The organism is Streptomyces sp. NPDC031225 (assembly GCF_055570355.1).
In genome coordinates this window covers 1-14347 of sequence record NZ_JBVIHJ010000023.1, presented here as the reverse complement: position 1 = coordinate 14347, position 14347 = coordinate 1, and the positions used below count along the sequence as shown (strand labels likewise).

9 protein-coding genes are annotated in these 14347 nt (G+C 72.1%); 5 read left to right on the top strand and 4 right to left on the bottom strand.

What is annotated here, in order from left to right; genetic code table 11:
• Nucleotides 1-96: 96 nt before the first annotated feature.
• A complete protein-coding gene (locus ACZ48Z_RS32660) occupies nucleotides 97-3534 on the bottom strand; it encodes a BTAD domain-containing putative transcriptional regulator (RefSeq protein WP_468739503.1) in 3438 nt (1145 codons plus the stop codon).
• Nucleotides 3535-3712: 178 nt separating this feature from the next.
• Between ACZ48Z_RS32660 and ACZ48Z_RS32655 the strand changes: the two genes are divergently transcribed.
• From ACZ48Z_RS32655 to ACZ48Z_RS32640, 4 genes are all read left to right on the top strand, one after another.
• Nucleotides 3713-4414 carry a hemerythrin domain-containing protein gene (locus tag ACZ48Z_RS32655; protein WP_468739502.1) on the top strand — a complete coding sequence of 234 codons (702 nt, stop codon included), beginning with the start codon at nucleotides 3713-3715 and terminating at the stop codon, nucleotides 4412-4414.
• Complete coding sequence (locus ACZ48Z_RS32650) at nucleotides 4411-5370, top strand: pyridoxamine 5'-phosphate oxidase family protein (protein ID WP_468739501.1); 960 nt, start codon at nucleotides 4411-4413, stop codon at nucleotides 5368-5370. Before ACZ48Z_RS32655 ends, ACZ48Z_RS32650 begins: the two co-directional genes overlap by 4 nt.
• Before the next feature lie 65 nt (nucleotides 5371-5435).
• Nucleotides 5436-7691: an SF1B family DNA helicase RecD2 gene (recD2, locus tag ACZ48Z_RS32645; protein ID WP_468739500.1), complete on the top strand. Its 2256-nt coding sequence runs from the start codon at nucleotides 5436-5438 to the stop codon at nucleotides 7689-7691.
• Nucleotides 7692-7922: 231 nt separating this feature from the next.
• Nucleotides 7923-9212 carry a citrate synthase gene (locus tag ACZ48Z_RS32640; protein ID WP_389111109.1) on the top strand — a complete coding sequence of 430 codons (1290 nt, stop codon included), beginning with the start codon at nucleotides 7923-7925 and terminating at the stop codon, nucleotides 9210-9212.
• A gap of 661 nt (nucleotides 9213-9873) precedes the next feature.
• On the opposite strand, the gene ACZ48Z_RS32635 is transcribed toward ACZ48Z_RS32640, so the two are convergent.
• Together ACZ48Z_RS32635 and ACZ48Z_RS32630 are read right to left on the bottom strand one after the other, a co-directional pair.
• Nucleotides 9874-12102: a heavy metal translocating P-type ATPase gene (locus tag ACZ48Z_RS32635; protein ID WP_468739499.1), complete on the bottom strand. Its 2229-nt coding sequence runs from the start codon at nucleotides 12100-12102 to the stop codon at nucleotides 9874-9876.
• 119 nt (nucleotides 12103-12221) lie between these two features.
• Entirely contained in the window at nucleotides 12222-12461 is a 240-nt protein-coding gene (locus ACZ48Z_RS32630) for a heavy-metal-associated domain-containing protein (protein ID WP_468739498.1), read from the bottom strand.
• A 181-nt stretch (nucleotides 12462-12642) separates the two neighbouring features.
• On the opposite strand from ACZ48Z_RS32630, the gene ACZ48Z_RS32625 reads away from it, so the two are divergent.
• Entirely contained in the window at nucleotides 12643-13686 is a 1044-nt protein-coding gene (locus tag ACZ48Z_RS32625) for a zinc-dependent alcohol dehydrogenase family protein (RefSeq protein ID WP_468739497.1), read from the top strand.
• Here the strand turns inward: ACZ48Z_RS32625 and ACZ48Z_RS32620 are convergent.
• Nucleotides 13667-14233, bottom strand: coding sequence for a GNAT family N-acetyltransferase (locus ACZ48Z_RS32620; protein ID WP_468739496.1), 567 nt, complete (start codon nucleotides 14231-14233; stop codon nucleotides 13667-13669). The genes ACZ48Z_RS32625 and ACZ48Z_RS32620 overlap by 20 nt on opposite strands.
• Nucleotides 14234-14347: the final 114 nt, after the last annotated feature.

The window sequence follows — 14347 nt, the reverse complement described above, 5'->3', positions numbered from 1 at the left end:
CCACCTCCTCGTGGAATCGATTACACGACCTTGTGTACCGAGGATTGGAATCGATTACACGACGGGTTGGCAAGACCCGAGACCGGATCGTGACGTTCAGGTTCCGGCGAGCTCCGCGAGAGCCCGGCACGCAGCCGCCCCGTGGTGCGGCGAGCCCCAGACCCGGGCGACCCGCGCGGCCAGGGCGTAGGCGTCGGCCGCGAGCCGCCGCTCCCCGAGGAACCGGTACAGGTCCGCGAGGGCGTGGGCGAGGGGCCGGGTGGCGTAGGCCCCGCCCGCCGTGCCGGCGAACTGCTCCCGCAACGGCAGCAGCGACCCGATCAGGGACTCCGCCGTGTCCCGGTCGTCCAGCAGGACCGCCAGTTCGGCGCGGTAGTCGAGCTCCATGCCGTACAGGTGGTCGGTCACCGGCTGGGCGGGGAAGGACACCGCCGCGGCCTCCTCCAGGCGTCCCAGCCGGGCCAGGACCAGTGCGTGCGCCACCGCGACCGGGGTGCCGACGGACTCGTACACCTCGCGGACGGCCGGTTCCAGCTCGGCCTCCCGGCGCTGGGTGAGCCGGATGGTCCACAGGCCCAGCGTCCGCGGGGCCGTGGCGTGGTGCGCCCCCACCCGCTGGAACAGCCCGTCCGCCTCGGTGTACCGCGCCTCCGCCTCCTCGAAGCGCCCGGCGACCGCGGCCAGCATGGCCGACGTCGCGGTGTTGATGCCCTGCGCCCACCGCATCCGGTAGCGGTGCGCCAGCTCCAGGCCCGCGGCGGTGTGCCGGCGTACCGCGTCGGGATCGTTGCGGGTGGCGGCGGTCAGGGTGTCGAGGTGCTCGCACACCCAGCGGTGCGCGGGGAGGTCGTGGTCCCGGGCGAGGCCGCGCAGTTCGTCGACGAGCGGGGTGCGCGCGCCGCCCTGCGCCTCGTGCGGCGGCAGCCCGGCCGACGTCATCAACGCCGAGGCCAGCAGCCGCGGTTCGCCGTCTGCCCGCGCCAGCTCCAGCTGGACGTGAGCCGCGTCCCGGGCCCGCCGCGCGTCCTCGCCCGCCACCGCGTCCGCCAGGACCTGGAGCACACGCGCGCGTGTCGGACCGTCCAGCGTCCGGTCGTCGGCCAGCCGCTCCAGGTGGGCCAGCGAAGTCCGGTCCAGGAAGCCCTCCAGACGGCTGCGCCAGGGCGAGGGTTCGGTCCAGGCGCCGTAGACCACCGCGGCCAGATCGTCCCGGCCGGCCCGCACGGCCAGGTCCACCGCCTGCCGCCGGGTGTGCCGGGCGGCTCCCGTGGCACCGGCCCGCACCTGTGCGCCCAGCAGCCGCACCAGCAGCGCGACCGTGCCGTCCGGGCGGGCCTCGGGGTCGGCGGTCGCCGCGGTGTGCGCGTCCAGCGCCTGCCGGACGAGCCCTACGGCCACGTCGTGGGCGTACCGCCGCTCGGCGAGCTCCGCCGCCCGCAGCGCGTAGTCGACGGCCAGCGGGGCGTTCGCCGTACGGCCCGAGTGGGCGAAGTGGTGGGCCAGGGCGGCCAGGTCGTCGGGTCGGTGCCCGCGCAGCTGCTGCGCGATGCGGTCGTGCAGCCGGGCCCGGCGGATCCCCGACAGGTCGGTGTAGACGGTGTCGCGGACCAGCGCGTGTACGAAACGGACCCGTCCTGGGCCTGGCTCGGTCAGCAGATCGGCGGCCACGGCGGCGTCCAGGCCCGCCAGCACGGTCTCCTCGTCCGCCTCTGCCGCGTCCGCCAGCAGCGCGACCTCGGACTCCGGCCCGGCGACCGCAGCGAGCTGCACGGCCGCGCGGGCGTCGGCGGACAGCAGGGCGAGGCGCCTGCGCAGCACGTCCCGGACGCCCTGGGGGACCTCCGACACCGCCACCAGGGCGCCCTCGTCGGCCAGCAGCCGCGCGCTCTCCCGGACGTAGAACGGGTTGCCGCCGGTGCGTTCGGCGAGCATCGCCACCGTGGACTCGTCGACGGGCTCGCCGCAGACGGCGTCGACCACCGTGGCGACGTCCCGCGGCGACAGACCGGCCAGCGCGATCCGGTGCGGCAGCCGGGGAGCGAGGTGGGCCAGCGTCTTGGCCAGCGGTTCGCCGACCTCCGCAGGGCGGTAGCCGGCGACGGTCAGCAGCGGCACACCGGTGACCGCGGCTGCGGCTTCGAGCAGGGCGAGGGTCTGCCCGTCGGCCCGGTGCAGATCCTCCACGAGCACGGCGACGGGCCCGCAGACGGCCGCCTCACGCAGCCACGCGGCGAAGGCACGGTGCAGCCGGAACCGTCCCGCGGTCGCCTCGTCCCGGGTCGTCGCGGCCGTGCCGTCCGGTTCGTGCAGCAGCGCCGCCACCTCATCGGGCCGCGCCGGAGGCACGAGCCGGGCGAGCGCACCGAGCGCTTCCACCCAGGCCCACGCGGGCGGGGCCCCCTCATGCTCCGGGCACCGCCCGACGACCACCGTCCACCCGTCGCTCCGCAACCGCCCGCCAAGCCGCCCGAACAGCGCGCTCTTGCCGGCCCCGGCCTCCCCGGTGACCAACACCAGCCCACCGCCCCGACGAGCGGCCCGGGCGGCGGAGTCCAGGGCACGGAGTTCGTCGACGCGGCCCACGAAGAGGTCGTGGCCGGGGTATACGGGAGCCGACGAGGTTGTGGTGCGGGGTCGTTGCGGCGCTGCTGGGGCCAACTCCGCTGAAGCGAGGTCCGGTTCCGCAACAGCGGGGGCCGACCCGCCCCCGCCACACGTCCGTTGGGTCGCGGCGAGGATCCGATCCGGTACGGCGGCCCCCCGCTCCGGCACCGCCGCCCGCAACACCTCCACCCGCTGGGCCAGGATCGCCTGCTCCAACTCGGCCAGCTTCGGGGACGGGTCGCAGCCCAGTTCGTCGCGGAGTGCCTTCCGGGCCCGCCGCAGTGCCGCGAGGGCGTCGCTGCGGCGGTCGGTGGCCCAGTGCGCGAGGGCCAGCAGCCGCCAGCCCTCCTCCCGCAACGGCTGTTCCCGCACCATGGCCTCGGCGGTCGGCGCGACCTCGGCGGCGTGCCCGGTGAACAGACCTGAGGCCACGGCGAGTTCACGGGCCTCGGCGCGCAGCGCGCTCAGCCGGGCCACCTCGGGCGCCGCCCAGGTCTCGTCCGCGTGCTCCTGGAACGCGGGCCCCTGCCACCACCCCAGCGCCTCCGTCAGCAACTCCCGGGCCGGCGCGGCCGATGCGTGCCGGGCATGGTTTACCCGGGCCCCGAAACGCCAGGCGTCCACCGCGTCCTCGGGCAGCCGCAGCGCGTAACCCGGGGCCGAGGAGACCAGGACGGCGGCGGGGGCGCGCGGCGGCCGCTCCGGTTCGAGCAGCCGCCGCAGGTTCGACACGTACACCTGAAGGGACGCGGTCGCCCGCGCCGGGGGCGCCCCGCGCCACAGCTCGTCCGCCATCCGGTCCACGGAGACCACCGCCCCACGAGCCGCGACCAGCAGCGCGAGAACGGCACGCTGCCGCGGGGTGCCCAGTCCCACCGGTGCACCCGCGACCTCGGCACCCAACGGTCCCAGCACTCGAATACGCAGCACGTCGCCGGAATCTATCCGAGCGGTGCCCGCATCCCGTCAACGAGCGGTAAACGCCCTGTTCGGCACGGCTTCACGGGCCGCTCCAAGCGCACGCCAAGCGGGACGCCAAGTCGTCACCAAGCGGACGACGGCAGCGTGAGCGACCGTCGTCCACCACCCGAACACCGAAGGACAGAGCGTGCCCCGCAGCAGTACACCGTCCGGGCCTCCCACCGCCGGCCGCCCCCACACCCACGAGATGGTCGTGGTCCACCGCGTCTTCCGCCGGGAGTCGGCGCTGCTGCCCCGAACAGTCCGGGCCGTACCCGACGGGGCGTCGGCGCGGGCCGCGCAGGTCGGGGCGTACCTCACCGACTACATGTCGGGACTGCACCACCACCACACCCTTGAGGACGAGTTGATCTGGCCGCTGCTGCGCGCCCGGGCCGCCGACGCCGAGGCACTGGTCGCCCGAATGGAGGAGCAGCACGACCGTATCGACAGCACCCTGGAGGCCGTAGCAGCGTGGGAGCCGCACTGGCGGCACTCGGCGGACAGCGTCGCCGGGCAGGAACTCGCGCTGGCCCTCGAAGAGCATCGCCTCGCCCTCCTCGACCACCTCGACGACGAGGAACGCCTGGTCCTTCCCCTGGTCGCCGAGCACCTGACGGTCGACGAGTGGGACCTGGTCGGCCGCCGCGGGCTGGAGAACCTCCCCAAGAACAAGGTCATGATCGCCATCGGCGCGATCCTGGAGGACGCCACCGCACAGGAGCGGGCCCACTTCCTCGGCAGGGCCCCGCTGCTCGGACGGCTGGCCTGGAAGCTGGTGGGGCGGCGGCAGTACACCGCGGCCTGCCGCACCCTGCGGGCCCCGCTGACCGGGGAGACAGGGCGATGAGCGTGCTCGACTCCGCCCCGCAGGCCGTCCTCGACGCCTACCGGACCTGCGAGTTCGTCACCCTGGGCCGGGACGGGACACCGCTGGCCTGGCCGACGGCGGTGCGGCGGCGCGAGGACGGGACACTGGTGCTGACCACATCCCTCGCCTTCGCGCAGAAGGCGCTGAACATCCGCCGCGACGGCCGGGTCGCCCTGCTCTTCTCCGACCCCACCGGCAGCGGCCTCACCGACGCCCCGCAGCTCTTCGTGGGCGGCCGCGCGGAGTGCCCCGACGACATCAGGACAGGCCCGCAGGACCTGGAGGACTACTGGCGGATGCTGTTCGAACGGCAGCCGCACAGCCGCGCCTATCTCTCCCGCCCCATGAGGCGGTTGACGGACTGGTACTACCTGCGCCTCCTCATCACCGTCACCCCGGACCAGCTGGTCGTACGGTCCGCCGCACCACCACCCCTCCCCGAGGCGCCCGCCCCCTCGGCGCCGCTGCTCGGCGCGCTCCAACTCGCCCGGTACGACACCGCGGTCCTGGCCGCCCGGGACGCCTCCGGAGCCCCTGTGCTCGCCCGCACCCGCCCGGTGCCGACGGCCGGCGGTTTCCTGGTGACGCCGCCGGACGACTGCGAGGTGACCCCGGGCCCCGCCTCGCTGCTGGTACACCGGCACGACGAGCGGATCAACGCCCTGCGCAACGCGCTGGTCCGGGGACGGCTGACCCGGACGGACGACGGCTGGCTGCTGGCTCCCGAAAGGGTGCTGGAGCCCATGGGCTCGGGACGGCCGAGCGACGCCATACGGGTCCTGCGCCGCACCCAGCGCGCAACAGACCGGTATCTGGAGCGCCGGGGCCTGTCCCGGCCGCCGGTGCAGTGGGACCGCTTCCGCGCCCTCGTCGCCCCCGCCGCCCGGCCCGGCCCGGCACCGCTGGAGTCGGTGATGCGCTCCCCTCATCACTGAAGGATGCGCGAGAGCATTGCCGAACGGGGCTCCCGGCTGTCAGACCGCGCATGTAGCGTCGGATCATGTCCAATCAGGCGGGGGCTTCCACGGGCGAGCGACGACTGGCCGTAGTCGAGGGCGTCCTGGAGCGGATCACATACGCCAACGAGGAGAACGGCTACACGGTCGCCCGGGTCGACACCGGCCGGGGCGGCGGCGATCTGCTGACCGTCGTCGGCGCGCTGCTCGGCGCCCAGGCGGGCGAGTCCCTTCGGCTGGAGGGGCATTGGGGCTCCCATCCGCAGTACGGCAAGCAGTTCACCGTCGAGAACTACACGACCGTCCTGCCGGCCACCATTCAGGGCATCCGCCGCTATCTCGGCTCGGGCCTCGTCAAGGGCATCGGACCCGTCTTCGCCGACCGCATCACCCAGCACTTCGGCGTGGACACCCTGACGGTCATCGAGGAGGAGCCGAAGCGGCTGATCGAGGTCCCCGGCCTCGGCCCCAAGCGCACCAAGAAGATCGCCGACGCCTGGGAGGAACAGAAGGCGATCAAGGAGGTCATGCTCTTCCTCCAGACCGTCGAGGTGTCCACCTCCATCGCGGTGCGCATCTACAAGAAGTACGGCGACGCCTCGATCTCCGTCGTGAAGAACCAGCCCTACCGGCTCGCCTCCGACGTCTGGGGCATCGGCTTCCTCACCGCCGACAAGATCGCCCAGTCCGTCGGCATCCCGCACGACAGCCCGGAGCGCGTCAAGGCGGGCCTGCAGTACGCCCTTTCGCAGTCCGCCGACCAGGGGCACTGCTACCTCCCCGAGGAGCGGCTGATCACCGATGCGGTCAAGCTCCTCCAGGTCGACACCGGCCTGGTCATCGAGTGCCTGGCCGAACTCGCCCTGCCCGACGAGGACTCCGGCGAGCCAGGGGTCGTACGGGAGAAGGTGCCGGGCCCCGAGGGCGGCTCGGAGTCCGTCACCGCGATCTACCTCGTCCCCTTCCACCGCGCCGAACTCTCCCTCTCCGCCCAGCTGTTGCGCCTCCTGCGCACCGACCAGGACCGCATGCCGGCCTTTCGTGACGTGGCCTGGGACAAGGCGCTGGGCTGGCTGAGGTCCCGCACCGGCACCGAACTCGCCCCCGAGCAGGAGGCCGCGGTCCGGCTCGCGCTCACCGAGAAGGTCGCCGTCCTCACCGGCGGCCCCGGCTGCGGCAAGTCCTTCACGGTCCGCTCGATCGTGGAGCTGGCCCGCGCCAGGAAGGCCAAGGTCGTCCTCGCCGCCCCGACCGGCCGGGCCGCCAAGCGCCTCGCCGAACTCACCGGCGCCGAGGCCTCCACCGTCCACCGCCTGCTGGAGCTGAAGCCCGGCGGCGACGCGGCCTACGACAAGGACCGCCCGCTCGACGCCGACCTGGTGGTGGTCGACGAGGCGTCCATGCTGGACCTGCTGCTCGCCAACAAGCTGGTGAAGGCCGTGCCGCCCGGGGCCCATCTGCTGTTCGTCGGCGATGTGGACCAACTGCCCAGCGTCGGCGCCGGAGAGGTCCTGCGCGACCTGCTCGCCGACGGCGGCCCGGTGCCTGCGGTGCGCCTCACGCGCGTGTTCCGCCAGGCCCAGCAGTCCGGCGTCGTGACGAACGCGCACCGCATCAACGCCGGACAGCATCCCGTGACCGACGGCATGAAGGACTTCTTCCTCTTCGTCGAGGACGACACGGAGGAGGTCGGCCGGCTCACCGTGGATGTGGCGGCCCGTCGGATTCCGGCCAAGTTCGGGCTCGACCCGCGCCGGGACGTCCAGGTGCTCGCCCCCATGCACCGCGGCCCCGCGGGCGCCGGCACGCTCAACGGCCTGCTCCAGCAGGCCATCACCCCGGGCCGCCCCGACCTCGCGGAGAAGCGGTTCGGCGGCCGGGTCTTCCGGGTCGGCGACAAGGTCACCCAGATTCGCAACAATTACGAGAAGGGCGCCAACGGCGTCTTCAACGGCACCGTGGGCGTGGTCACCTCGCTCGATCCGGTCGACCAGCGCCTCACCGTGCTGACGGACGAGGACGAGGAGGTGCCGTACGACTTCGACGAGCTGGACGAACTGGCGCACGCGTACGCGGTGACCATCCACCGTTCCCAGGGGAGTGAATATCCCGCGGTGGTGATCCCCGTCACCACAAGTGCATGGATGATGCTGCAGCGGAACCTGCTCTACACGGCGGTCACCCGGGCGAAGAAGCTGGTCGTCCTCGTCGGCTCCCGCAAGGCGATCGGCCAGGCGGTGCGCACGGTGTCGGCGGGACGGCGCTGCACGGCGCTGGACTTCCGGCTCGCGGGCCGGTGAGGTCCGTCAATGTCGGGCCTTCACAAAAAATGATCGATCAAATGAGTCATGTGGGTCACAGAGCTCTTCCGGAAGGGGCAGGGGAGGGGCAGGATGAGCAAGTTGGCGGCACTCAGTGCCGCCGATACGCCCAACGGCCGACCCCGAGTGCACTCTCCTGCGCCAAATGGGGGATGGTAGAGACAGTCAGGGCAACCTCGAAGAAGAGGCACAACGTCGGTGAGGGATGACGTGAGCGACAACTCTGTAGTAGTGCGGTACGGCGATGGCGAGTACACCTACCCGGTGATCGACAGCACCGTCGGCGACAAGGGCTTCGACATCGGGAAGCTCCGTGCCCAGACCGGTCTGGTCACCCTGGACAGCGGCTACGGCAACACCGCCGCCTATAAATCCGCCGTCACCTATCTCGACGGCGAGGCCGGCATCCTCCGGTACCGCGGCTACCCGATCGAGCAGCTGGCCGAGAGCTCGACCTTCCTGGAGGTCGCCTACCTGCTGATCAACGGCGAGCTGCCGAAGGCCGACGAGCTCACCGTGTTCCAGAACGACATCACGCAGCACACCCTGCTGCACGAGGACGTCAAGAACTTCTACCGCGGCTTCCCGCGTGACGCCCACCCGATGGCCATGCTGTCGTCGGTCGTGTCCGCGCTGTCCACGTTCTACCAGGACAGCCACAACCCCTTCGACGAGAAGCAGCGCAACCTCTCGACGATCCGGCTGCTCGCCAAGCTTCCGACGATCGCCGCGTACGCGTACAAGAAGTCGATCGGTCACCCGTTCGTCTACCCGCGCAACGACCTCGGTTACGTCGAGAACTTCCTGCGCATGACCTTCTCGGTCCCCGCCCAGGAGTACGACCTGGACCCGGTCGTCGTCGCGGCCCTGGACAAGCTGCTCATCCTGCACGCCGACCACGAGCAGAACTGTTCGACCTCGACGGTCCGCCTCGTCGGCTCGTCCCAGGCGAACATGTTCGCCTCGATCTCCGCCGGCATCAACGCCCTGTGGGGCCCGCTGCACGGCGGCGCCAACCAGTCCGTCCTGGAGATGCTGGAAGGCATCCAGGCCTCCGGCGGTGACGTCGACTCCTTCATCCGCAAGGTGAAGAACAAGGAGGAGGGCGTCCGGCTGATGGGCTTCGGCCACCGGGTCTACAAGAACTTCGACCCGCGCGCCAAGATCATCAAGGCTGCGGCGCACGACGTCCTCTCGGCCCTCGGCAAGTCCGACGAGCTGCTGGACATCGCGCTCAAGCTGGAGGAGCACGCGCTCTCCGACGACTACTTCGTCTCGCGCAGCCTCTACCCGAACGTCGACTTCTACACGGGCCTGATCTACCGCGCCATGGGCTTCCCGACCGAGATGTTCACGGTCCTGTTCGCCCTCGGCCGCCTGCCGGGCTGGATCGCCCAGTGGCACGAGATGATCAAGGAGCCGGGTTCCCGCATCGGCCGCCCGCGCCAGATCTACACGGGTGTCGTGGAGAGGGACTTCGTCCCGGTCGAGGAGCGCTGACACCTTGCCGGTGGGGGTGCGGTACGCCCCGGAGACTGCCGTCTGAGGAGCGTGGGCGGCTGCGGGCCGGTTGTGGCTGGTCGCGCAGTTCCCCGCGCCCCTTGGGTGGGTGCGGTGTGCGCTCGTAGAAATGAAAAGCGGAAGGCGCCCTGGCGACGGTCCCCCCACGGGCCGGCGTCCAGGGCGCCTTCCCATGTCCCGGTGCGGATTCCCCCCACGGGATCCGGCCGGGCGTCTGAGAGACCAGCGCCTGAATCGCTGTTCTTGATACTGCTGGTACCGCTGTTTGAGCAGAACGAGCAAAACTCCTCGTACTACTCCAGTGTGCGGTCTGCCGGGACAGCGCACGGTCGGGAGGGCCGCTCAAAGCTTCCCTAAGTGCGTGCCCCGGCAACGCATCTCCGAGGAAGTCCCCCAAGACATCCTCAGACGCCAGCCAACGCCCCCCAAGACGCTGTCTGACATCGCCAACTTAGACCTTCGAAGCCCTTCGATGGTTACGTTCGCATCACTGTGATCTGCGTCTCTTGCAAATGTCCGTTAGATACGCAAGAGCCCGGGTACAGCGAACGGGACCCCAGCGTAAGGACGATGCGCGAGTCTTGTGAAGAGCTTATGTGAGCGTGGCCCGGGACTCCAGAGGGGGTCCGTCAAAGGATCCTCAACGGAAGGCACGCAGCCGCAGGCTGTTGGTCACCACGAACACCGAGGAGAACGCCATCGCGGCCCCCGCGATCATCGGGTTCAGCAGGCCGGCCGCCGCCAGCGGCAGCGCGGCCACGTTGTAGCCGAAGGCCCACACGAGATTGCCCTTGATGGTGGAGAGGGTGCGCCGGGAGAGCCGGATCGCGTCCGCGGCCACCCGCAGATCCCCGCGCACCAGGGTCAGGTCCCCCGCCTCGATCGCCGCGTCGGTCCCGGTCCCCATCGCCAGGCCCAGGTCGGCGGCGGCGAGCGCTGCCGCGTCGTTGACCCCGTCACCGACCATCGCGACGACACGGCCCTCGCCCTGAAGCCGCCGTACGGCGTCGACCTTGTCCTCGGGCAGCACCTCGGCGACCACCCGGTCGATACCGACGGCCCGGGCCACGGATTCGGCCACCGCCCGGTTGTCCCCGGTCAGCAGCACCGGCGTGAGCCCCAGCGCCCGCAGTGACCGCACCGCCTCCGCGCTGGTCTCCTTGACCGTGTCGGCGACGGCCAGGACGCCCCGGGCCACGCCGTCCCAGCCGACGACGACAGCCGTACGACCGCCCCGCTCGGCCTCCTCCTTCGCCCGGGCCAGCTCGACGGGCAGCACGTCGAACAGTCGCCCCACGGCCACCTCGCGGCCCTCCACGCGCCCGCGTACGCCCTTCCCGGGGACGTTCTCGAACCGCTCGGCCTGCGGCAGCGGCCCGACCCGCTCCTCGGCGCCCGCGGCGACCGCGCGGGCCACCGGGTGCTCGGAGGCGTGCTCCAGGGCGCCCGCGAGCCGCAGCACCTGCTTCTCGTCGGCGTCCGGGACGACGTGGACCTCCTGGAGGGCCATCCGGCCCGTGGTGACCGTGCCGGTCTTGTCCAGGACGACGGTGTCGACGCGCCGCGTGGACTCCAGGACCTCGGGCCCCTTGATCAGGATGCCGAGCTGGGCGCCGCGCCCGGTGCCCACCATGAGCGCGGTCGGCGTGGCCAGCCCGAGGGCGCACGGGCAGGCGATGATCAGCACGGCGACGGCGGCCGTGAACGCGGCGACGGTGTCCCCGGTGGCGCCGAGCCACCCGCCGAAGGTGGCGACCGCGATGACGATGACGACCGGCACGAACACCGCGGAGACCCGGTCGGCCAGCCGCTGCACCTCCGCCTTGCCGTTCTGCGCGTCCTCCACCAGCCTCGCCATCCGCGCGAGCTGGGTGTCGGCCCCGATCCGGGTCGCCGCCACGACGAGCAGCCCGCCGGCGTTGACGGTCGCGCCGGTGACGACGTCGCCGACGCCGACGTCCACCGGCAGCGACTCGCCGGTCAGCATGGACGCGTCCACCGCGGACACGCCCTCGACGACGGTGCCGTCGGTCGCGATCTTCTCCCCGGGCCGTACGACGAACCGGTCCCCGACGCCCAGCCGCTCCGCCGGGATCCGCACCTCACGCCCGTCGCGCAGCACGCAGACGTCCTTGGCGCCCAGCTCCAGCAGCGCCCTGAGAGCGGCCCCCGCGTGCCGCTTGGCGCGGGCCTCCAGATAGCGGCCCAGCAGGATGAAGGTGATGACTCCGGCGGCGACCTCGAGATAGATCGTCGAGGCGCCGTCCATGCCGCCGACGGTGAACTCGAACCCCTCCCGCATGCCCGGCATCCCCGCGTCCCCGAAGAACAACGCCCACAGCGACCAGCCGAACGCGGCGAGGGTGCCGACCGAGACCAGGGTGTCCATGGTGGCCGCTGCGTGCCTCATGTTCGTCCAGGCGGCCCGGTGGAAGGGCCATCCGCCCCACACGACGACGGGCGAGGCGAGGGTGAGCGCGAGCCACTGCCAGTTGTCGAACTGGAGGGCGGGGATCATGGAGAGCAGGACGACGGGGACAGCCAGAGCGGCGGAGACGACGAGCCGCTGACGGAGAGCGGTGAGCTCGGGGGCCTCCTGGACCTCCGCGGCCTCTTGGGGTGCGGGCGGCGCGGGTTCCTCGGCCGTGTACCCGGTCTTCACCACGGTCGCGATCAGATCGGCGACCTCCACCCCGGCCGGGTAGCTGACCCTGGCCTTCTCGGTCGCGTAGTTGACGGTGGCAGTGACCCCGTCCATCCGGTTGAGCTTCTTCTCGACCCGGGCCGCACAGGAGGCACAGGTCATCCCGCCGATGACGAGCTCGACATCGGTGACCGGTGTTGCCGGAGCCTGAGTGGTGCTGGACATGTCGGGTGACTCTCCACAGACGGTTGAGCTACGCCTTCGGGGCGCGGGGAACTGCAGGACAGGCCACGACGAGGCCGGCAGTCGCCCGGCGGCCTCCCGCGGCTCTCGGGCCGGTGGCCTCAGGCCCGCCCGACGAGCTCGAACCCGGCCTCGTCCACCGCGGCCCGTACGGCTTCCTCGTCCAGCGGTGCCGAGGAGACCACCGTGACCTCCCCGCTGGAGGCGACCGCCTTCACCGACTCGACCCCGTCGATCTCGGAGATCTCACCGGAGACGGCTCCTTCGCAGTGTCCGCAGCTCATCCCGCTCACCTTGTAGACGGCGGTGACGGAACCCGGGGTGTCGGTCTGTGCGGTCATGTCGTTCTCCTCATGACTCATGAGAGGTGTGCAAGGTCTATGATGCACACCCTATACCCCTAGGGGGTATTTCTCCAAGCGAGGTCCCGCCCGCCCGGCGACCGCACCGGCATGACAGCGCGCACGGCCCGCGCGACCGGCGACCATGGACCCGCAGACGAAAACGGAGAGGGGACGGCACATGCGAGCGGTGGTCTTCGAACGGTACGGCGAGCCTCCGGAGGTGCGTGAGGTCCCCGACCCCCACCCGGCGGACCACGGTGCGGTGGTCCGCGTGGAGGCCACCGGCCTGTGTCGGAGCGACTGGCACGGCTGGCAGGGTCACGACCCGGACATCGTCCTCCCGCACGTCCCGGGCCATGAACTCGCCGGTGTCGTGGAAGCGGTCGGCCCCCTGGTCGGCTCCTGGCGGCCCGGCGACCGGGTGACCGTCCCCTTCGTCTGCGCCTGCGGCACCTGCGCCTCGTGCGCCGCGGGCGATCACCAGATCTGCGAGCACCAGACCCAGCCCGGCTTCACCCACTGGGGTTCCTTCGCCCGGTACGTGGCGCTGGACCACGCCGACGTGAACCTGGTGGCCGTACCGCAGGACATGTCCTTCACCACGGCGGCCTCGCTGGGCTGCCGTTTCGCCACGGCGTTCAGAGCGGTGGTGCAGCAGGGCGGAGTCACCGCGGGGGAGTGGGTCGCGGTGCACGGCTGCGGTGGGGTGGGCCTGTCCGCGGTGATGGTCGCGGCGGCCTCGGGAGCCCGGGTGGTGGCGGTGGACGTGTCGCCCCAGGCCCTCGCCCTGGCAAGGAAGTTCGGGGCGACGGAGTGCGTGGACGCGACCGGCGTGAAGGACACGGCCGCGGCGATCCGCGACCTGACCGGCGGCGGCGCGCATCTCTCCCTGGACGCCCTCGGCTCACCCAGTACCTGCGCGGCCTCGGTCAACTCCCTGCGCCGCCGCGGCCGGCACGTCCAGGTCGGCCTGCTGCCCTCGGCGGACGGTACGACCCCGGTCCCGATGGCCCGCGCGATCGCCCTGGAACTGGAACTCCTCGGCAGCCACGGCATGGCCGCCCACGCCTATCCGCCGATGCTGGAACTGGTCCGGGCGGGTGTCCTGCGGCCGGACCTGCTCGTCACGTCCACGATCTCACTGGACGAGGTCCCGGACGCCCTGGCGGCGATGGGCACGGCACCGGGAGCGGGGGTGACGGTCATCGAGCCGTGGCGCTGAGGGCGGCCCAGTCGCGGTCGAGGATGCCCATGACCACCCAGTCCACCCACTCGCCGTCCCGCAGATCGGCCTCCCGCCGCACCCCTTCGACCACGAACCCGGCCTTCTCGTAGACCCGCAGGGCACGGGCGTTGTGGCCGTAGGCCTCCAACTCGATCCGGTGCAGGCCGAGTTGCTCGAAGCCGTATCCGACCACGAGCCGCGTGGCCTCGGTGCCCAGGCCGCGCCCGCGCCCCCGGGGGCCGATGAGGGTGCGGAACGTGCAGCTGCGGGCGTGGGCGTCGTACTCGTACAGGACGACCTCGCCGACGAGTTCGCCGTCGGCGCGGTCGGTGACGGCGAGGTCGAGCCGGTCGGGCTGGGCGGACCGGGAGCCGTACCAGGAGCGCAGGCGTTCCAGGGTGAGGTCGCCGGTGGGCGGCCCGGTGAGGCGGACGACCTCGGGGTCCTCGATGATCTCCGCCATGATCTCGGCGTCCGCCTCCGTGAACGGTCGCAGCACGGTCCTGTCGCCGGTCAGCACGGGTTTGGCGGAGAAGTCGCTCATGGGCCGACTGTGCCAGAACCCGGCCCGGGGGGGGGGGGGGGGGGGGGGGGGGGGGGGGGGGGGGGGGGGGGGGGGGGGGGGGGGGGGGGGGGGGGGGGGGGGGGGGGGGGGGGG